General features: G+C 64.3%; 13 protein-coding genes. 4 read left to right on the top strand and 9 right to left on the bottom strand.

All coding sequences use genetic code 11. From position 1 onward, the window contains the following. Positions 1–287 precede the first annotated feature (287 nt). Positions 288–773 (bottom strand): hypothetical protein, encoded by a 486-nt coding sequence (locus YH64_RS08480; RefSeq protein ID WP_046806321.1) that lies wholly within the window; start codon positions 771–773, stop codon positions 288–290. A gap of 208 nt (positions 774–981) precedes the next feature. Here YH64_RS08480 and YH64_RS08475 point away from each other — a divergent pair, with 208 nt between their 5' ends. Further along, on the top strand, positions 982–2,220 hold the full coding sequence (locus YH64_RS08475) for an FAD-binding oxidoreductase (protein WP_046806275.1): 1,239 nt from the start codon (positions 982–984) through the stop codon (positions 2,218–2,220). 69 nt (positions 2,221–2,289) lie between these two features. Here the strand turns inward: YH64_RS08475 and YH64_RS08470 are convergent, their stop codons facing one another. Then, entirely contained in the window at positions 2,290–3,423 is a 1,134-nt protein-coding gene (locus YH64_RS08470; RefSeq protein WP_046806274.1) for a 3-deoxy-7-phosphoheptulonate synthase, read from the bottom strand. A gap of 304 nt (positions 3,424–3,727) precedes the next feature. Between YH64_RS08470 and YH64_RS08465 the strand changes: the two genes are divergently transcribed. After that, entirely contained in the window at positions 3,728–4,945 is a 1,218-nt protein-coding gene (locus YH64_RS08465) for an EAL domain-containing protein (protein WP_104143949.1), read from the top strand. Positions 4,946–4,969: 24 nt separating this feature from the next. On the opposite strand, the gene YH64_RS08460 is transcribed toward YH64_RS08465, so the two are convergent. Next, positions 4,970–6,619, bottom strand: a complete 1,650-nt coding sequence (locus YH64_RS08460; protein WP_046806272.1) for a mucoidy inhibitor MuiA family protein — start codon at positions 6,617–6,619, stop codon at positions 4,970–4,972. 135 nt (positions 6,620–6,754) lie between these two features. After that, positions 6,755–7,666, bottom strand: coding sequence for a LysR family transcriptional regulator (locus tag YH64_RS08455; RefSeq protein ID WP_046806271.1), 912 nt, complete (start codon positions 7,664–7,666; stop codon positions 6,755–6,757). Between the two features lie 107 nt (positions 7,667–7,773). Between YH64_RS08455 and YH64_RS08450 the strand changes: the two genes are divergently transcribed. Continuing rightward, positions 7,774–9,042 (top strand): MFS transporter, encoded by a 1,269-nt coding sequence (locus YH64_RS08450; RefSeq protein WP_046806270.1) that lies wholly within the window; start codon positions 7,774–7,776, stop codon positions 9,040–9,042. Here YH64_RS08450 and YH64_RS08445 read toward each other — a convergent pair. The 5 genes from YH64_RS08445 to YH64_RS08425 all read right to left on the bottom strand — a co-directional run bounded on the left by YH64_RS08445 (position 9,030) and on the right by YH64_RS08425 (position 16,542). Then, entirely contained in the window at positions 9,030–10,076 is a 1,047-nt protein-coding gene (locus YH64_RS08445) for a hypothetical protein (protein WP_046806269.1), read from the bottom strand. The genes YH64_RS08450 and YH64_RS08445 overlap by 13 nt on opposite strands. Next, positions 10,070–12,850 (bottom strand): toxin VasX, encoded by a 2,781-nt coding sequence (locus tag YH64_RS08440; RefSeq protein ID WP_046806268.1) that lies wholly within the window; start codon positions 12,848–12,850, stop codon positions 10,070–10,072. Before YH64_RS08440 ends, YH64_RS08445 begins: the two co-directional genes overlap by 7 nt. After that, entirely contained in the window at positions 12,847–13,821 is a 975-nt protein-coding gene (locus tag YH64_RS08435) for a hypothetical protein (protein WP_046806267.1), read from the bottom strand. Before YH64_RS08435 ends, YH64_RS08440 begins: the two co-directional genes overlap by 4 nt. A 2-nt stretch (positions 13,822–13,823) precedes the next feature. After that, entirely contained in the window at positions 13,824–15,947 is a 2,124-nt protein-coding gene (locus YH64_RS08430; RefSeq protein ID WP_143215293.1) for a type VI secretion system Vgr family protein, read from the bottom strand. A 274-nt stretch (positions 15,948–16,221) separates the two neighbouring features. Continuing rightward, positions 16,222–16,542 carry a flagellar transcriptional regulator FlhD gene (locus YH64_RS08425; RefSeq protein WP_046807586.1) on the bottom strand — a complete coding sequence of 107 codons (321 nt, stop codon included), beginning with the start codon at positions 16,540–16,542 and terminating at the stop codon, positions 16,222–16,224. Between the two features lie 451 nt (positions 16,543–16,993). Here YH64_RS08425 and YH64_RS08420 point away from each other — a divergent pair, with 451 nt between their 5' ends. After that, positions 16,994–19,999, top strand: coding sequence for a PAS domain S-box protein (locus tag YH64_RS08420; RefSeq protein ID WP_046807587.1), 3,006 nt, complete (start codon positions 16,994–16,996; stop codon positions 19,997–19,999). Positions 20,000–20,108 lie beyond the last annotated feature (109 nt).

Here is a 20,108-nt window from a genome sequence, read left to right as displayed (position 1 = left end):
TGGCTGCTGACATGCTGTGGCTATCTGTTTTGGGAAAAGAGTCCGCTTGCGCGGGCACGTGGCCGGCCAGATACGTTTCGTATCGTGGCGCCTGCGGAGAATATCACCAACGACGTTGCGGCGGCGCGGCAAACGTGGCGGATGCCATCCGGGCGGCGCCAAAACCGTGACTGATCAAACTTTGCGCAGCCCGTTGCGCATCCCCCAAAAGGCCGCCCACCTTGCATCGGCGGCTGCCTTATCCACAGAAATTGTGGATAAGGCGCGACCGGCTGGCGCCATCCGATTTATGTAGGCAGGTATTCGATCGGCACGCCCGCCGGCACCTTGCGCATGCGGTCACGCTCGATGCGCGCCGAGGCGAAACGGGTCTTGCGGGCGGCCGCATTTTGCAGCAACACCGACAACACCGATCCCTTGTCCTGGATCCATTGCGTTTTGCCCCGCAGCAATTTCATCGCGCTCTCGGCGCTGCCCAGGCGGTACGACATGGCGTTGATCTGCACCGAGGTCTTGCCGTCGAACGCCGCGGGCTCGTGTTCCGTAATGGCGGCGGCATCCAGATTGCTGCTTTCGTGATCCACACGGTAGATGAACTTCAAGCCGCTGTGCGGGTCTTGCACCACCAGCAGTTTTTCGGAGCCGGAAATATCGGACAGCATGCCGATGACCGGGGATTCAACCAGCTGGTTGCCGCGCTGTTCTTCGGTGTAGATGAATACGCTGTGGCGCGATACGGAAAGGGCGGCGGGAATAAGGGGAGAGCTGTCCATACCTGACTTGAAAGTGGCGGCCCGGACAACGGCGTCCGGCAATCTGAAGAGGCTGGCGCGTACGGTCAACGCGGCCATGCCGACGTGCATGATACCAATTGTTTCAGATGTTTGCCGAAGCAGCGGGAATTTGATGAGGGGCCGACGAGCGCGATTCTACGATGCGCGTCGCTTGCCGAACATGGGGCGCAAGCGCAGAATTCGGCGCATGAAAACAGACGTTGTGGTTCTGGGCGCGGGCATAGTCGGCGTCAGTACGGCCCTGCATCTCTTGGCGCGCGGCCGTTCGGTGGTGCTGCTGGACCGAAAGGGGCCTGGCGAAGAAACCAGCTATGGCAACGCGGGCCTGATCGAACGGGCCAGCGTGATTCCGTACGCCTTTCCCCGGGATTGGCGCAGCCTGTGGCGCTATGCCCGCAACAACACGCCCGACGTCAGCTACCACGTGCGCTTTCTGCCGCGCATTGCGCCATGGCTGCTGCGTTATTGGTGGCATTCGTCGCCAACGCGGCTGGCGCGTGCGGCCGAGGCGATGCTGCCGCTGATCGAGCGCAGCGTGGCCGAGCACGACGCGCTGAAAGACGATGCGAATCTGGCGCCGCTGTTTCGCCGCAATGGCTGGATTGACGCCGCGCGCACCGAAGCCGGCCTGGCGCAGGCAATCGCCGACGCCGAGGCGCTGGCGCCGTATGCGCTGAATTACCGGGTGTTGGACCGGCAGGCCTTGACGGCGCTGGAGCCGTCCCTGTCGGCGCGGGCGGTGGGTGCCGTGCATTGGCTGGACCCCGTCAACGTGTCGGATCCCGGCGCCGTCACGCGCGGCTACGCGGCGCTGTTTCAACAACGGGGCGGACAACTGGTACGCGGCGACGCCCGCACCCTTCAGGGCTCGGGCGCCGGGCGTTGGCAGGTGCAGGCCGACGGCGGCCGGATCGAGGCGCGCGATGTAGTGGTGGCGATGGGCCCGTGGTCGCTGGATATCCTGCGGCCGTTGGGCTACCGCATTCCCATGGCGGTCAAGCGCGGCTATCACCAGCACTTTGCGCTGGACGCGGGCGCGACCTTGTCGCATCCGGTGGCGGACATCGACAGCGGTTTTGTGGTGACGCCGATGACGCGGGGCGTGCGACTGACCACGGGGGCCGAGTTTGCGCATCGGGATGCGCCGCCGTCGCCCATCCAGATCCAGCGTACGCGGGTATTGGCTGGGCAATTGCTGCCCCTGGGCGCGGCGGTGGAGCAGGAACCGTGGATGGGTTGCCGGCCTTGCATGCCCGACATGAGGCCGGTGATCGGCCCCGCGCCTGCGCATAAGGGGTTGTGGATGGCCTTCGGCCACGCGCATCATGGCTTCACGTTGGGCCCGGTGACCGGCAAGCTGCTTGCCAGCCTGATCACCGGCCAGACGCCGGACATGGACCCCGCGCCTTACGCATTGCGCCGCTAAGCAAGCGGCGGCGGTGGCGCTGGGGCGGGGCGGGGCCGTCGCGTTGACGGCCGCTTGGGGGGCGTGTGTTTACGCCGTACCGGCCACTTTCAAGCGGCGCTGGCGCACCGCCTGTGCCAGCGTTTCCAGCACCGGTTCGGTCTGGCTCCAGCCCAGGCAGGCGTCGGTGATCGACACGCCACGGCGCAGCGGTTGGCCGGGCTTCAGATCCTGGCGGCCTTCTTCCAGATGGCTTTCGATCATGACGCCGGTGATGCGCGCATCGCCTTGCGCCAGCTGCGCGGCGATGTCGTTGGCCACGTCGATCTGGCGCAAGTGCGACTTGTTGGAGTTGGCGTGCGAGCAGTCGATCATGACCTGTTCGCGCTGGCCGGCGGCGCGCAGGGCGGCGCAACAGGCGTCGACGCTGGCTACGTCATAGTTGGGGCCTTGCTTGCCGCCGCGCAGGATCACATGCGTGTCCTGGTTGCCGCGCGTCTCGAAAATGGCGGCCATGCCCATCTTGGTCATGCCCATGAACGCGTGCTTGGCGCTGGCGGCAACCATGGCGTCGGCCGCGATCTGCACGCCGCCGTCGGTACCGTTCTTGAACCCCAGCGGGCAGCTCAGGCCCGAGCTCAGCTGGCGGTGGCTGGGGCTTTCGGTGGTGCGCGCGCCGATGGCGCCCCAGGCGATCAGGTCAGCGATGTACTGCGGGCTGAGCAGGTCCAGGAATTCGGTGGCAATCGGTAGACCCAGGCCGCTGATGTCCAGCAACAGTTCGCGCGCGCGGCGCAGGCCTTCGTTGATGCGGAAGCTGCCATCCAGGCGCGGATCGTTGATGTAACCCTTCCAGCCCACCGTGGTGCGCGGCTTTTCAAAGTACACGCGCATGACGATCAGCAGGTCTTTCTTGTGCTGATCGACGGCGGCGCGCAACTGGCGCGCGTAGTCCATGGCCTGGCCATGGTCGTGAATGGAGCAGGGGCCCACGACGATCAGCAGGCGGTCGTCGCGGCCGTGCAGCACGTTGGCGATCTGCGCGCGGCTTTCCTCGACCAGCGTCTGGATAGCGGTGGATACGGGCAGTTCGTCCTGCAGGAGCGCGGGCGAAATCAGGGGACGAACGGCGCTGATGCGGGTGTCGTCGGTGCGCGTGTTGTCCTGGGTCGAGTCGGCCGTGCCGACCTCGCGGTCGTGCTGGGGGTCGTCAATGCGGGTCAAGGGAAGCTCCGTGCCGTGGTTGCGCAAGCTGCGCAAGATGCGTAAAGGCGGCCATTATCGCACCCGCGCGCCCACCCCCGGGCGGCGGGGCGGCGTCCGTCTGGACGAGCCGGTGCGTTGTGCGTGGACAACGGGACGAGGCAATTGCGGCCAGGGTGTTCTTAAACCTACGCCTATCGGCCCGGAAATTGCCTTAGCCCTTTGCCGCCGACGACAGAGCGCAAGTGAATGCCGTAGCATGGGAACCCGAACAGAACCAGCGGCCGCCTGCCAGGGCTCGACCTATAAGCTAGGACGAAAACGAATGCCAAAAACCGACGCCGGAGCCGCTCGACGAATTCTTCTCGTTGAAGATCACCCCGTTGAACGCGCTTATCTGCAGAACATGCTGCTGGCGTTGGGATATCGGCGGGTTGCCGGATTGGGCAGCAGCACGGAAGCGGTCAGCGCGTTAAGCCGGCAGTACTACGACCTGGTCATCAGCGACATCGTGATGAGCGACGGCGACGGCACCCACATGCCCAACGAATTGCGGCGCCTGGTGGATGTGGGCCGGCTAAAAAGCATGCCTCCCATCATCTGGATCAGCAGCCTGAGCGAAGAGCTGTTGCAGTCACATGTACGGCTGGCGCTGCAAGCCGGCTGCCCGTCGGCGCAGGCGCTGTCCAAGCCGGTATCCCGCACGGCCATGCACCAGGCCATCAAGGCCGGGCTTGCCGCCGAGGACGTGACGACGCCCCAGCACCCATCCATCCGCCGCGAAGTGGTCGAGGCCGAACTTGGCCGGGCCTTGATCACGGGCGTGGGCATGAGCGTGGTGTTGCAACCGCAAATGAGCCTGTCCACCGGCAAGGTGCTGGCCGCCGAAGCGCTGTCGCGTTGGGATCATCCCGAGCTGGGCGCCATATCCGCCGTGGATTTTGTGCCGGCCGCGCATCGCCTGGGCATGGATCGCATGCTGTTTCTGCGCGTGACGGATCGCGTGCTGGAGGTGCAGAAAACGCTGCACGCCGAAGGCATCGCCGTGCCCATCGCCATTAACGCATCGGCGTCCACGCTGTGTTCTCGCGATATGCCGGCTGTGCTGGAAAAGCGCGTGGCGCAGGCGGGACTGCCGGCGCGCCTGATCAAGATTGAACTGACCGAGGACGAGCCCGTCAACGATTGGCTGGCGCTGTCTTCCGCGTTGAATCTGCTGCGCGTGCGCGGCTTTGAACTGGCCATGGACGACTTCGGCGCGGGCATCGCCTCGATGCGGCTGTTTTCCGCCATGCCTTTTACAGAACTCAAGATCGACCGGGACTTTATCGTCCACATGCACCGCGAAGCCGCATCGCGCGCGGTGGTGGCCGCGGCCATCGAAATGGGCCGGGTGCTGGGCCGGCGCGTGGTCGCCGAAGGGGTCGAGCAGGAACGCGACCTGCAACTGCTGCGCGAGCTGGGTTGCGACGTGGCCCAGGGCTATGGCCTGTCCATCCCCCTGGAGCCGCAAGCGTTCATCGAGTTCTGCCGCCAGCACTGAAGCGGCGGGCGGCAGGCGGGGCAATCAGATGCCGGACACGTCGATGTCGCCGGGATAGTCGATCGAGAACTTCAGAACGGTCTCGCGCGATTTGCCCGGTTCAAGGTCCCATTCCCAGACCAGCTTGCCGTCTTCTTCGCGCTTGATGTCGCGGTCGGCGGGCGAGAGCAGCTTGACGACGATTTTTTCGTTGCGCGAGACCGGCAGGCGGTCCTTGAACGACACCTGTTCCTTGGTGGCCTTGTTGTTCTTGACCGTGATCTTGTATTCGTACGTCACCCGCTTGCCGCTGCCCGAAAAACCCGTGCTTTCGGTGTAGCGGTTGACCAGCTGGCGCTTGATCGAGATGCCGTCGTCGGCGCCCATCGCCAGTTCGACTTTTTCGCCCGGCATCACCGCTTTCATGGCGCTGGACGCGACGAACGCGTCGTCCAGGAAGGTGTTGAGCGGGCCGGCCAGGAACGGAAAATCGGTGTTGTTGCTGGCCTGCGCCGTCAGGAATACCGCTTCGCGCAGCGCGGGCGTGGATTGATATTGCAGGGTGGCCGGCAGCTTGGCGGTTGCGATCGCCACGCGCTGGGTAGAGTTGTCCGAGGGCAGCGTGGCCGGGTTCTGGATCTGGAACGAGGCGCTGGTGGCCTCGTTTTGTACCTGCGCGGTGCGCACGTCGATCGGTTCCGGCATGACGTCGGCCTGTGCGCTTTCGGCATAGGCCTGGCTGGCACCGCGCGGCGCGCGCTTCATGGCCATTTCGCTGGATACGGCAGGCGCGGGCGCGGCGATGGGGCGCGGCGGCGGAGGCGGTGGGGCGGCCACATCGATGATCCACGGTTGCAAGGTCGGCGCGCCACCGCCCAAGGCGGGCCGGGCAGTGGACAACGTCAACTTGACGTTGTTCCAGTCTTCGCCGGAATTCTGGCGAATGACGCCGAAGTAACCCAGATCCACGCTGCGGTCGGCGGGACGCAGGCGGGCGTCATAGGCAGGCGTCCAGCGCGCGCCGCCGACGGCGTACGACACTGCCAGGTCGACCTTGCCCGCACGCGCCAGGTTGACCCGCAACGTAACGGTCTTGGTGCGGCGGCTCATCTGGCCTTGCACCACGTTCAGCTGGTTTTGCAAGGCGGCAAGCTCGCGTTCCAACGCTTCTTTGCGCGTTGCGACCTGACGCAATCCGGCCAGTGCCTTGGCCAGGCTGTCCGCGCTAAGCGTCTGGATGGCCTTGAGTTCTTCCAAGGTCAGCCGGGCGCTGTCCTTGGAGGGCTCGGTGGCGCCGCGCTGCATCATCAAGACCAGCTCGCGCTGGTTGTCCAGGACGGCGGCCTCGTCATCCAGCTGGGCCATCTGACCTTCCAGCTTGCGCACCTGCTCTTGCAAGGCGCGAACGCGTTCGTTGGCCGTGTCGGCGTTGAAGGCGTCGCGCACCTTGACGTCCAGCAACGAGGCCTGGCCGGTGCTTTTGGCCGACACTTGCAGGGAATTCTCCTGCAATGATGCGGGCAGGTTTTCCAGGGTCAGCTCATGCTCGCCCGCCGCCAACTCGCTGGTGGCCGAGCGCGTGACGACCGCGCGGTCCTGATAGACCGTCACCGCGCCGATGGCGGAGGTCAGCGCGGCGGCTGCGCCCAAGCCGGGAATCGTTGCAAGGGCCAAGGCCAAGAGAGTACGTCGCACGGGTTCACCTTTGAAAAGGTTGATATCTGAAGCTGCGTCCCGGCTCAGGGACGGATCAGCGGTAGCGCAATTTACTCTGGTGTCCAAGGCGCGGGCTTTACAGAAGATGACAAACGCGACAGGGCACTACGGCCGCTATGCGGCCGGCTGCGCGCGTTCGGGATGGGCCAGTTGGCGCAACAACGACACGGCGTTGCCTGCGGCCATAGACCGGTCATGGCGGCGGTAGGCCATGTCCAGCAAAGCGTGCGGGGCGTCGCCCTTGATGGGGCGATACTCAATGCCCTGCGCGCCCATGTGGCGCATGGCGGCGGGCACGATGGAAATGCCGACGCCGGCTGCCACCAGGCTGACGATGGACGCCATTTGCGGCGCCTCTTGAATGACGCGCGGTGCAAAGCCCGCGCGCTGGCAGGCGGACTGGATGGCGTCGTACAGGCCGGCGCCGATGGGGCGGGGGTACAACACGAAGTCCTCGTCGGCCAGCGCCGCAATCGGTACGCTGCGGCGGCGGCTTAAGGCGTGATCGGGGGGCAGGGCGACCAGCATGGGTTCGTCCAGGACGCGTTCGGATTCAAATTCCGCGTCCAGCAAGTAGGGCGGCCGTACAAAGGCGATGTCTACCTCGCCCACGCGCAGCCCGCGCAGCAGTGAAATGGTGTTGCTTTCCGTCAAGGTGATGCGCACGTCGGGATAGCGGTCGCGATAAGCGCGAATGGCGCGAGGCAGGTACGGGTGGAATACGGCCGATGCCGTAAAGCCCACGGTAATCGCGCCGCGCTCGCCTCGTCCCAGCCGCCGGGCCGTGTCTATCGCGCGGTCGGCGCTGGCAAGAATGGCGCGGGCGTCTTCCAGGAACTGGGCGCCGGCTTCGGTCATCTCGATGCCGCGGGGAAGCCGGAGAAATAGCGGTGTGCCGATTTCGCGTTCCAGCTGCTGAATCTGCTGGCTCAACGGCGGCTGGCCAATTCCCAGGCGCGCCGCTGCCCGCGTGAAATGCAATTCTTCGGCCACCGCCGTGAAATAGCGCAGATGTCGTAATTCCATCGTTTTAAAGTATGGGCGGTAGGGGTTTCATATATTGGACATATCAAGGCGAAAAGTCTACTTTTGATCTGCGGGCGCGTCGCCCGCTTGTCTTTCAGAGATTTCCCATGTCTGCCCCTAGCGCCAGTTCTCCCACCCCCACGCCCGCCCCTTATCTGGCGCGCGGCACGCCAGAACTGCATCGCGCGCAATGGGCCTTGTTCGCTGCGGGCTTTTCCACGTTTTCGCTGTTGTATTGCGTGCAGCCGCTGATGCCGTTGTTCACTGGCGCCTTCGGCGTGTCGCCCGCGCAAAGCAGCCTGGTCCTGTCCTTGTGCACCGGCTTGCTGGCGATCGCGATCTTCTTTGTTGGCCTGTTCTCCCAAGCATTGCCGCGCAAGCGCGTCATGGCCTGGTCGTTGCTGGCTTCCGCCGCGCTGGGCACCATCGCGGCCGTGGCGCCCGACTGGCACAGCCTGTTGGCGCTGCGCGCGCTGCAAGGCGTGGCGATGGGCGGCGTCCCCGCCGTCGCCATGGCCTACCTGGCCGAGGAAGTCGAACCGGACACGCTGGGCTTCGTGATGGGCCTGTATATCAGCGGAAGCGCGTTTGGCGGGCTGTCCGGCCGCGTCATCACCGGGCTGGTTTCGGATCACTTTGGCTGGCGCGCCGCGATGGGCACGCTGGGGGTCGTGGGCATCGTGGCCGCGGCGCTGTTCATGTGGTTGCTGCCCGCCTCGCGCCGCTTCACGCCGCAACGCGGGCGTGGCTGGGCCGGTGTGCTGGGCGATGTGCGGGCCGGTGTCGGCGCGCACCTGAAGAACGGGCCCTTATGCGCGTTGTTCGCCATGGGCGGCCTGCTGATGGGCGCGTTTGTCACGGTCTACAACTACGTGGGATTCCGCCTACTGCTGCCGCCGTTTTCGCTAAGCCAGACCTTCATCGGCTTCATCTTCGTCGTGTATCTGGTCGGCATCTTTGCCTCGACGTTTTTCGGCCGCCTTGCCGACCGCCACGGCCGGGGCGCCATGCTGTCCGCCGCCACAGGCCTGGCCCTGGCGGGGTTGCTGCTGACCTTGTCGGACTCCTTGCCCATCCTGATCGCCGGTATCGTGGTGTTTACCTTCGGCTTTTTCGCGGCGCATGCGGTCGCCAGCGGCTGGGTGGGCCAGATGGCCCGAGGCTACAAGGCACTGGCCGCATCGCTGTACCTGCTGGTGTATTACGTGGGGTCCAGCGTGCTGGGCGCCTGGGGCGGCCACTTCTGGGCGGCCCAGCAATGGCCGGGCGTGGCCGCGATGGCCGGCGGTTTGTTGGCATTGGCATTGGCCATCAGCGCCGGCCTGGCCTGGCGCACCAGCGGCGCACGTCGCGGGGACGCCGGTCAACCGGCTTGATTGCGCGGCTGAACCTGCCGCCCCTTGTGGTCGACAAAGATCACACCCTTGTCCATCCCAGCGTAGCGATAGAAGTAGCGGGCGCTGGACTTGACGGGGCGCGTGTCGTAGGCGGATAGATCAGCGCCCGGGGTGCATAGGCGTTCGACTTCTTCTGGCCAGCGAAAGGTGCTGGCTTTGTGCTTGATCCAGCGGTCGAGAAGAGGCTTGAGGGTGAAGAGGTTGAAGAGGATGTCGTAGATGTTGAAGATATCGCTCCATCCGCCCGTTCTGGTGACGTTGTTGTCACCGGTGGGTTTACGGACAAGGCCTTGCTCGACAAATTTTGGGTCGGCTTGAATTGCCTTCAGCCCGTGCTCCATATAGCGGCGGATGAACTCCAGCCGGTGAAGGTTCTTGTCGAAGAACGTCTGATCATGCACGTCAAAGTCGCCTCCGACGATAAACGGCCTTTTACTCTTTCTGATGCTCTCGGGATCCTGGGACGGCATTTGCATCGTCTCCAGATAAGGCTGCGGGAAACATAAGCGTAGCGTGTAACCGTGCCCGAATTCGGTGTAGGGCCGCACATCGCGCCATGGCAAGTGCAGCACCGTATCGCCATAAGAGACGTGCACCAATTGCGCTTGCCGATTAAATCGGATGCGCGACATGGCAGAATTGGTTCCTAACCATAAACCCGCCGCCGCCATCAGTAAAAAAGGAATACAGATGAGGGCGCCCTTGTGCTGGTACTCCCCGAACAGGGGGGCCAGAATGAACACGATGGTCACGGACATGGACACGCCAAGCGTCGACAGTTGCAGCAAAAACGTAAGCTGCCCTTCCGTACGCGGCTCAATATATTGCTCGTTGAACTGCTCGGGGTCGGACACGTCTTCGGTCAGCCATAGCTGCTCGGGATCCATGGCGTAGCGAATGTCGGGCAGGGCGGCGAAATACAAGCTTTCGTCGAGACGTGCGCATTGACGCTTGAATTCGACTGCGGCGTCCGGGATGGTGGCCGGGTCGATGGCGCGAAGCTTTTTCACCATGACGAGCTGGCCTCCATCTCGTAGTCGGCATCCGTGAAACCATTGGGGCGATAGTTCACCGTCGTCGTGCCGAACAGGGCGTTCGTGGCAATTTTGACGACGCCGACACCGTTTATCACGGTCACTCGGTCCGGGTCGTCGTAGCGCACCTCGCGGCCTGAGAACTCGCCCAGGCGCGGGGCCTGCTGCTGGCTGATCGAGTACTGGCTGATTTGCGACCGCCATCCTGGCAAGAAGACGGAAACCGAACGGACGTCGTCCGGCACTCCTAATACCGTCGCTAGCCTCGATTTCAGGGAAGGAGCCAAGACCTTCATTACGTCGATGTCGTTTTGCATGCTGGGCGCCTGGAACAAGCGATGGAATTCTTGCAGCTCTTCTTCATCGCTAGCAAAGGGCTCAAGCCCACCTGGCATGCCCCATACGCTACGTCGGATCCATGTCTCGACCCTCGCCTCGTCGACCGTGGTTTGGTGGAGGTGGCGAAGGCCGAGATAAAGCGCTTCGATTCCAAGAAGGATCCACCCGATCGTGCCGGAGTTAAGTCGAGCCACTCCAGTTGTGCCTTTCAACAGTAATGAGCTTGATCTGGCCAATCTATTTACCTCCCAAGGACGTAGTTTTCCCCACAGGTGCAAGAAGCCAATCCCCCCAGCGGCAAATTGCACTGAGCCACTGACGAAGCTGATGGTCGCGACTTGGCCGCGCTCTTGCACGGCGGCCTGCCACCAGTCCTTTGCGCCAATCGCGATTGCAGCCACAGCAGCCACCCCAATCGCCCGCAATTCCCATTTGCTGGCCGCCCCATCAAACGCAGCAGCCACCCCCGTCTCGCCCCGCACTTTCGCGAAGTCCCGCTGTTTCTCAAACCAAAACCTCGTCATCGTCGCCCCAGCGGCGCCCACCCCCAAAACCTTGCCAGTCGCATTCAGCGCATTCCCCAAAGTCAATCCATCCTCACGCCCCAACGCCTTGAATGCTTCGCCCGCGCTGTAGACCGTGGCGAACGCCGCGACGCCGCCTAGCGCCAGGCGGGCGTTGTGCCAGAAGCGCAAGCGCCCAGGCAATTTTCGGCATTGCTCCACGCGCTCCTGCACGTCTTCGGTGTCATACAAGGTGACAAGGGTCTGCACGGCGCGGTCGACGGTCTGTGGACGAAAGCCGTTGACGCCGGTGAGGCCCATGCTGTTTCGCACCCAATTGCCGACTTCGCGCAGCGGTACGTCCTGGGCGCGCGCCAGGGTGCCGTCCAGCACTTCCATGATCGGGCGGTACACACTGGTCCAGAATGCGCCGGGCGATTTCAATTGGCCGTGCGCGACCAAGGCACCCAGCATCACGCTCAGCTGATTGGATGCGCCGTCCGCCGGTAGCGTCTCCAGCACTTTTTGCAGCGCGGCCAAGGACGCATTGACCGCTGCCTGGCGGACGGTGCCGCTGGCCAGCTTGGCGTAGCTGACGACTTCCGGCGCGCCCAGCACGGCTTTTTGCAATAAGCCCACCGGGCCGTCGGGTTCGACTTGCGCCAGCAAGAAGACCTTGCCGGCTGTGCAGTGGATCAGGGCGGGCAGGGTGTGCCCCGCAAGGCAGCGCAGGTCCAGATAGCCCTGGGTGTCGGGCGCGTGCACGTCGACGATGGCGTCGTAGGCTTTGCGCTGGCTGTTGAACAACGCCCAAAGATCGGCGGCGGCTCGGACGACGTCATCGGCGTGCGCTTGCAGCTGCTTGGGGTGGTGTTCGGCGAAGTGGGCGCGTGCGGCATTTCGAGCGTGCATAGTGCGCTTGCGGTACGCGGCCAGGCGCGCCTGGTTGGCGCGGTCGCGAGAGGCCAGGACGTCCGGGCCGGTGACACCCGGCCCCATGGCGCTGCCGATAGGGTCATTTCGTAGGGTTTGGTGTCCGGCCTCATCGCCGGCCAGATTGCCCAACTGATCGATCATCTGGGACACACGCAGCTTGTGAGCCGCGTCGGCGCCGTAGGTCTGCAAATCCGCCAGCCTGCTGCCCACGAACATGTTCAATTCACTTAGCATCCCGGCCAGATCCTGCACGACAACGGCTTGGGGTTGGATGTCCGTGCGGGGCCGCGTCGCGGCCGTCATGGCGTTCTGGGTGGACAGGACGCCGTCGGTGTATGGCCGGCTTTCACTCCAGGGATACTGGCGCAGCACGGTCTGGGACAGTTCGCGGACTTCTGGCAGCAAGGTAGCGGGAAAGACGTGCGCTTGCTTGCCGCCCGCAATTTTTACGGGGGTGGCCAGCAGGCTGCGCCAAGTTTCTTTGTTGTTTTCAATGGCCCATAGCGCGGCGTGGCTCAGTAGCGTGTCGCTGACCATGACATGCACGGTCTCGTCTTGCAGGTCAGGAGGCGCAAGCAGGTAGCGCGCTGCGCCCGTTTCGTCCGGTACGGCCGCGCGGCCCGGCACGTCGCCTTTGTAGTCCGCTTCGGTCCACCAGATAGGCGCGAAGCGGATGTTGTCGGTGACCTGATAGTGGATCGTCCACATGCGTCCGCTCTGGCGCACAAACAGGTAGACATAGCTGCGTGGCCGCAGTACCCGCAAGCCGTAGGCTTTGCCGTCGCTCAACGCCGGATAGCCGACGGTACTCAGCGTAGGGAACACCTTGGCATCAAAGGGCTTGTCCGTGATGCCATAGCGCAAGGGATACAAGGGGATGCCACGCTGGCAAGGCGGCGGGGATATCGCCTTGCCCAGTATCTTGGCGCTAGGGTGGGGCGGTTGCAGCGCCTTGGGACATTGCAGATGAATCATGATTGCGTTCCTGATGCCATCGCGGCGGTGATCGTGTTCAAGCGGTGTTCAGCGTGGTTCAGGCGCAACAGCCCGGATTCGTCGCGGCGGGCCAGATTGGCGCGCAATTCGGCATCTGTCTCGAATGGCAATTGGGGAAAGTAGAGGCGCAATTCGATGTAGTGATGAATGTCGCGTTCGAGCCGCAGGTTGATCAGCCCGGCTTCGTCGGTAAACAGCGCGATCTGATGCAGCAGCTTGGCGTGGGCGGCCGGGTGCTTGGTCGCCATATCGGCAGGCACGTGGCGGCGCACGGCTTCGCGCATGAAGTAGGCAAAGCTGGCGCGGTTGACCGCGTCTTCCTCAGCCGCCGACAACGCAAAGCCCCTAGGGTCGGGCGCGGTTTCATTCGGAACAGGAACATCGGCTTGCAGCCATAGCGCGCCCGCGTCGTCGGCGGTGCGCCAGATCAGCCTTTGTATCGGCCCCAGCAATTGCGCCAGGCGATCGGCAGGCAGACCTTCGCAAAGCTCTTCCAACTGGCGCGTGGCCGTCAGGTTGAATCGCATGGGCAAGCCATCGGGCGCCCGCATCAGACGCAGGTGCTTCAAGTGTGCACTTGCCGGCGCGTCGTCGCCGGCAAACAACAGCACACCCATTTGCCTGGGTGCCCAATCGTCAATAAAGGCTTGCAGCAGCGGCGAGGTGACGGGCGTCAGCAACGGACCATGGCGATATCCCGGCGGCTGGTATTCCCAATCGGTGCCACGCCATAACCAGTGACGATCCACGCCGGACTGCAATGACGACACCTCGTGTTCCAGCGTGGCAGAGCGTGCGCCATCCAACCAAAGCCAGGCAGAGGCAGAGCCGTAGCCAGGGCAAGAATTCGTATCCGCGCTCGCGCGATCGTCGGCCAGGCTGTCCATGCTGGGCGCTTGCACGACGCGGACGGTTTGACGGGGCCAGCCGGCATGTTCCGGGAAGGACATCGTCAGGCTCCTTGCATGCCGCAAGGGCAGGGCACACGGGGGCAGGTGCCGTCGGCGCGCAATGCGCAAAGCAGGTCCATGGCAAGCCCTGGGGTAGCGGCGCCCGCCATCGACGGGCCGCTGGCCGCGCCGGATTGCTGATTGATGGGCCCTTTGAATACAAGGGCGCCTGCGTCCAGCGTGATGCCCGAATCGTCGATGTTGATGGTGCCGCCCGGCCCCTTGATCACCACGCTTTGCGCGGCCTGCAATTCCAGCGTGACCGTCTTGCCCTCGATCCGCTCGCCCGCATGCACCTGGAAATGCCCCTGCACCTTATGTTCCACATGGCCGCCCGTTTCAATCCAGTGATTGGCCACCGTCTTGTCGCGCCGGTTGTTGCCCACGTCTTCCGTGCGGTCCCGGCCGGTGGCGATGGTGTGGTTGCGGTCGATGGTCAGGAAGTCGTCCTGGCCGATGGTGTGGCGGCGGTCCTGGCCGATGTGGACCTGTTCATCGCTGCCCACCGATTCGCTGCGGTCGTGGCCGATGGTGATGGTTTCGTCATGCTCGACCTGTTCGCTGCGGTCGTTGCCGACGAAGGTGGTCTCGTTGTGGTTGACGTGGATGTTCTGGTCTTTTTGCGCGTGAACGTAGATCTCTTCCTGATCCCGTTCGTCTTCAAAGCGCAGCTCGTTATAGCCCTCGCCCTTGTGCGTCTGGCTTTTGATCGTCATGCGCGTTTTGTGGCGCGGCAGCTCGTAGGGCGGCGGGTTGATCGACCGGTGCGTTCTGCCCGTGACGATCGGCTGCGAGCTATCGCCATCCAGAAAGCTGACGATGACTTCCTGGCCGATGCGCGGGATGGCCATGTGGCCCCAGCCCGCACCCGCCCAGTTCTGCGACACGCGGATCCAGCACGAACTGTGCTCGTTGTTCTTCCCCAGCCGGTCCCACGGAAACTGCACCTTGATGCGGCCGAATTCGTCGCAGTAGATTTCTTCATTGGGCGGGCCGACCACGCTGGCGATCTGCGGGCCGTCCACTAGCGGCTTGCGGCTGGGCGCCGGTTTCCAGTCGACCTTGTCGGGCACGATGTCGGCCGTGTAGCCATAGCGCGTGCCTTGCTCGGCGCCCGCGCCGTCTTCTTCCTGGCTGGTGTGCTGGATGCCGTGGTGGCGCATGCGCACCGGGCGCCAGCCGTGGTTCCAGTCATCACGCGGGTGGCCGGTCAGGTCGAACGCCACGCCGGGAATCAGTCGCGCATCGTCGCCGTGCACCTGGGCCATGCGCGCATCGCGGCGCAAGCCCAGCAGGCGGCTTTGCGTGAAGGGTTTGCCTGCCTCGTCGCGCTTGTAGCGGCCGGGGTAGTCGTAGCGCTCGTAGCGGGGGTCTTGGTGTTGCAGGTCGGCGGCGACGTGCGTGTGCTCCTGGTCGTACTGCGGGTGTGTGTAGGTGTAGTCGCGTTGCGTCTGGCGGGCGGTGCGTAGTTGTTCGGTGTAGATGAAGCGATGCAATGCAGGTTCGCGTTGATCGCCGCCCGGCGTCGGGTTGTAGAGGACCGGCCCGCCGGCGATCTCGCCATGGATGTAGATGCGGTCGCCGTGGATCAGGCGGTGGGAATTTTCGGTATGGGCGTAGCGGTGGAAGTAGCCCTCTTCGGCGGCCAGGCGCGCCACGAAATCCAGATCGGTTTCGCCGGCCTGCACGCAGTATTCGCGCACCAGGTGGTGGTTGGTGGTGACCTGTTCGTAGTCGGTAATGCCATGGCGCTTGAAGACATCGGCCAAAATTTCCGGCACGGACAGTTGCTGGTAGATGCGCCAGTCCGAACACAGCGCCGCGCGCGCCAGCGACGGTTCGACCACGGCGCGGTAACGCGTGCGCCGAAAGCCGGTGTCGCCTTGCTCGAAGGCGGTGACGATGCCATGCACGTGGCGCACGGGCACATCGCCCCGCCATAGCGTGAACAACGCTGTCTGATCCAGCAGCGCGCCAAAGTCGATGGCGGGGTCGAAGCTGGATAGTTCAAGGTCCAACCGATAGGTCTCGGACAGCGCCTCGTCCAGCGTGAATTCAATAACGTCGAACGCCACGCCACGGGCGGCGGGCACGAAGGTAAAACGCAGGTCGGATGAGTGGGCCATGGCAGGGCTGATGCAACATCCGTGCCAAGCCACAAGCCAACAAAATAAAGCCTTTCAGATCATCGACTTGCGTAAAAATCAGGAGGCTTACGCGCAGCGCGCACAAGCCGATCGGGCCCGAATTCCCGAGTTTTTCCCACGAATCAGGCCAAATCTGGCTCGATAAAAAATAAGCATCTATGAATCAATGGCTTAGAGTGGGCCAGATTTGGCTCGATCGGGTCAATTCTGGCCCGGCGCCTTCGGCTGGCCGCAAACGGCCCGCGCCAAGCCGTCAAACCTCGGTCTTGAACGCCGCTTGCGGCGGGATGGCCGCCGCCTCGCCACGGGCGGCCAGCGTCGCGTCCATGCCCCGGCTCAGCGCCGACAGCAGCAGGTGCGGCGCTACATCCAGCTGTGCCAGCAGCACGCTGCTGCGCGCCAGCCGGGTCAGCGCGTGCGGCTCCAGATCGGCCAGCCACTGACAGGCGCGCGGAGACATCTGCATGCCGGCCAGCGTCGTGGCGTCGCAGGTGCGCGCCATGCGTTGCAGCAGCAACAGGTACATCAGGTTGGTTTCGTGGATATCGCGCAGAAGTTCGGTCGAATTCGGCATCGGGCGCTCATCTCGTGGAGTCCGCTTGCCGGCCGCGACCGGAGCGAAAGGCGCGCGGCGTTCTGACGCGAACGTCTATTGCAGACCCGGGGCGGGTTGCCGTGCCGATATGGTCAGTCGATCATATTTAAGCCATCGGGACGCGTCAGTAATGGATTTCCCTTGTCGTCGGGAGCCGGCCGACGTGTCGCAAGAGAAGACCTCTCATTGCGCCGGATTGATGAGCGCCTGAGCCGCGCGTATCCTCCACTAGCCAAGCCGGATGCTGGCGCGACGGCGCATACTGGCGGGTGCGGGATCATCACATGCATAACGCGCGCGCAGCGATCAGTGCGCCAGGTGGACAAACCCGAGGCGCCGGACGGGGCAGGATCGGTAGCGTTGCGTTACCTTGGGTTTCGCCATCGCGGCGGGGCCCCGCAATACAGTACTGGCTGGTAAAGGGGCAGAAATGTTGAAGAAGCAGGATCGCGTATCCCTCCCGTGGACCGATACGCTCGCCCGTCTGGAAGATGAACGGATTATGTTGCAGCGCATTGCGGCCGGTATGCCGCTTGCGCACGTGTTGGAGCACGTACTGCACGCCATCGAGGCCCAGTCCAGCGTACAGCTGCGGGCCGCCATTGCGCTGGTGGATGACACCGGAAAATATCTGGTGCACACCGCCGCTCCCAGTTTGCCGCCCGAGTTCAGCGTGGCAGTGCAGCGCACCGCCATTGGCCCGAACATGGCCTCTTGGGGCACCGCGGCGTACACGGGCAACCCCGTGTACGCCGAGGATATTGCGTCGCACCCGGACTGGCAGCCCTGGCGTGAGCTGGCCCTGGCGCACGGACTGCGCGCCTGCTGGTCCACGCCCATCAAGGCGCCGGACGGGCGCCTGCTGGGAGTGTTTTCGAATTACTACGGGGTGGCGCGCTCGCCGTCCGCCCATGACATCGACGCCATTGCGCTGGTGACGCGCAGCGCCGCGCTGGCCATCGAAAGGCACCTGACCGAAGCCGCCCTGCGCGCCAGTGGCGAGCGCTGGCGCGCCATGTTCGACGGCATGCAAGAGGCCTTCTTTCTTAGCGAGGCGTTGCGTGACGAAAGCGGCCGCATCGTGGACTTCCGCTTTTTAGAGGTCAACCCGGCCTTTGAACGTCAAAGCGGCATGAAAGAGGGCGACACGCTGGGCCATACGCTGCGCGAAATGATCCCCGGCGTGCCGGGCCAGATCATGGACGCCTTCGCCCAGGTCGTGGAAACCGGGCAGCCAACCCAGTTTGAATTTGCCGTGCCGGGGCCCAAAGAGGCGTGGTACGAGGCCCGCGCCCGCAAGGATGGCGATGATTGCATGATGGCGTTGTTCCTGGATGTGACGGCCCGCAAGGCCGCTGAAACCGAACTCTGGGAAGGACAGCATCGCAAGAATTTCCTGTTGTCGCTGGTGGACCGCATGCGCGAATTGCACCATCAGGCAGAGATCGAATATGCGGCTTGCGCGGGGCTGGGCCAGCACCTGGCGCTGGGTTTGGTCGCCGTGGTGGACTGGCCGGGCGACACCGAGCCGGCAACGCTGTCCGCTTGTTGGCGGTCCGAGTCGGACCTGGCAACGCGCGAAGCGCTGTCGCCCGAGCAGCTCGGTGAAGAATTCCAGGCGGCGATGCGCAAGGGGCGCACGGCGCATTTGCAACCCATGGTGGCCGAACAGAATGGTGAAGTCCGGCCGTCCGCCATCGTGGTGCCCATGCGCCGCTGGGGTCGGCAGGACGGGGCGCTGTGGGTACGCCCGCAGGCAGGCAGCCGGCTCAAGGCTGGCGACATTGCCTTCATCGAAGAGGTATCCGAACGTTTGTGCGACGCGGTCGAGCGCTCGCAATACGCCCGCACGCTGGAGCAGCGCGTGGAGGACGCCATCGCGGAACGCGACCGGATCTGGCGCTTGTCGCCCGAGTTGCTGGCGGTGGTGGACGGGCAGGATCGTTTCGTCAGCGTCAACCCGGCCGTGCGGCCCATCCTGGGCTGGACACCGGAACAGTTCCTGTCCATGGGGCTGACCGAATTGATCCACCCGGACGACCAGGCCGCCACGCGCGCGGCAATTGCGCAGGCCGCCCAGGGCAACCCGACGCAGGCCGTGCGCCATATGGAAAACCGCCTGCTGACGCGCGAGGGTACGTATCGGTGGATTACCTGGAGCATGTCCTGGTCGCAAGACAGCCTTTACATGACCGGGCGTGACGACACGGATTTGAAGGTGCAGGCAGAAACGCTGCGCGACACCGAACAGGCGCTGCGGCAGTCGCAAAAAATGGAAGCCGTGGGCCGCTTGACCGGCGGCATCGCCCACGACTTCAACAACATGCTTCAGGGCATCACGGGCGCCTTGTACCTGATCCAGCGCAAGCTCGCCGCCGGCACGCCGGAGCAGGCCCAGCGCTTCATCACCGTGGCGATGGATTCCGCGAATCGGGCCGCGCATCTGACCCAGCGGCTGCTGACATTTTCGCGGCGCCAACCCATTGACCCCAAGCCCTTCAGCGTGGCGCCCACGTTGCAATCGATGGCCGACCTGTTCCATCGCTACACCGGCGAACGGGTGCAGCTGCAATTCAATCTGCAACCCGATCTGTGGACGGTCAGTTGCGACCGGAACCAGTTTGAAAATGCGCTGCTCAACCTGGTCATCAACGCCTGCGACGCCATGCCTAATGGCGGCACGCTGACCGTGGCCGCCAGCAATACGCACCTGGACGAAACCACGCTGCGTCCGTTTCCCGGCATCAGCCCGGGGCAATTCGTGGAAGTGTCGGTCAGCGACGTGGGTTGCGGCATGCCGCCAGACGTGTTGGCCCACGCGTTCGACCCCTTCTTCACCACCAAGCCGCTGGGCGAGGGCACCGGCCTGGGTTTGTCCATGATCTACGGCTTTGCCAAGCAGGCGGGCGGCACGGCCACGCTTGAAAGCAGCGTGGGCCAGGGCACGACCGTCCGGCTGCTGCTACCCCGCTATGAAGGCGCGCCCGACGCCACGCTGCGCCACGAACCCGCCGCGCACCGCACCCAGGACGCCGCGAATCCGTCGGTGGTGGTGGTGGTGGAAGACGACGCCAATGTGCGCGAGATGGTGCGCGAATGCCTGGCTGAACTTGGCATGCAGGTGTTGACGGCCGCGGACGGGGAGGCGGGGCTGGAACTGGTCCTGCATACCCACGACATGGACTTGCTGGTGACGGACGTGGGGCTGCCTGCCCTGAATGGCCGCCAACTGGCCGATGCGGCGCGCGCCGCGCACCCCGGGTTGAAAGTCTTGCTGATGACGGGCTACGCCGAAAGCGCGGCGCGGGGCGTGGGCTTTCTGGAGCACGGCATTGAGCTCATCGTGAAACCGTTTTCGCTTGAAGTCCTGGGTGAACGCGTGCAGCGGATGCTTGATGAGTCCCGCGCAGACGCAGAGAACGCTCGGCCGGCGTAGTCACACCGGCCCGGTGGCGTGCGCAGCCTCGCCACCGGGCTGCTGTCCCCCGCTGCATGTCCCCACTGCATGTCCCCGCTGCATGTCCCCACTGCAATCGCCGGTAAAA

Source organism: Achromobacter sp. LC458, assembly GCF_001005835.2.
Classification (GTDB): domain Bacteria; phylum Pseudomonadota; class Gammaproteobacteria; order Burkholderiales; family Burkholderiaceae_B; genus Achromobacter; species Achromobacter spanius_B.
This window is presented reverse-complemented; position numbering and strand designations above follow the sequence as displayed.

Bases quoted from the DNA above. Each gene is read 5' to 3' on its own strand.
- YH64_RS08445 (WP_046806269.1), bottom strand. From the start codon at position 10,076: ATGGTGAAAAAGCTTCGCGCCATCGACCCGGCCACCATCCCGGACGCC.
- YH64_RS08435 (WP_046806267.1), bottom strand. From the start codon at position 13,821: ATGTCCTTCCCGGAACATGCCGGCTGGCCCCGTCAAACCGTCCGCGTC.
- YH64_RS08480 (WP_046806321.1), bottom strand. From the start codon at position 773: ATGGACAGCTCTCCCCTTATTCCCGCCGCCCTTTCCGTATCGCGCCAC.
- YH64_RS08475 (WP_046806275.1), top strand. From the start codon at position 982: ATGAAAACAGACGTTGTGGTTCTGGGCGCGGGCATAGTCGGCGTCAGT.
- YH64_RS08425 (WP_046807586.1), bottom strand. From the start codon at position 16,542: ATGCCGAATTCGACCGAACTTCTGCGCGATATCCACGAAACCAACCTG.
- YH64_RS08430 (WP_143215293.1), bottom strand. From the start codon at position 15,947: ATGGCCCACTCATCCGACCTGCGTTTTACCTTCGTGCCCGCCGCCCGT.
- YH64_RS08450 (WP_046806270.1), top strand. From the start codon at position 7,774: ATGTCTGCCCCTAGCGCCAGTTCTCCCACCCCCACGCCCGCCCCTTAT.
- YH64_RS08465 (WP_104143949.1), top strand. From the start codon at position 3,728: ATGCCAAAAACCGACGCCGGAGCCGCTCGACGAATTCTTCTCGTTGAA.
- YH64_RS08455 (WP_046806271.1), bottom strand. From the start codon at position 7,666: ATGGAATTACGACATCTGCGCTATTTCACGGCGGTGGCCGAAGAATTG.
- YH64_RS08420 (WP_046807587.1), top strand. From the start codon at position 16,994: ATGTTGAAGAAGCAGGATCGCGTATCCCTCCCGTGGACCGATACGCTC.
- YH64_RS08440 (WP_046806268.1), bottom strand. From the start codon at position 12,850: ATGATTCATCTGCAATGTCCCAAGGCGCTGCAACCGCCCCACCCTAGC.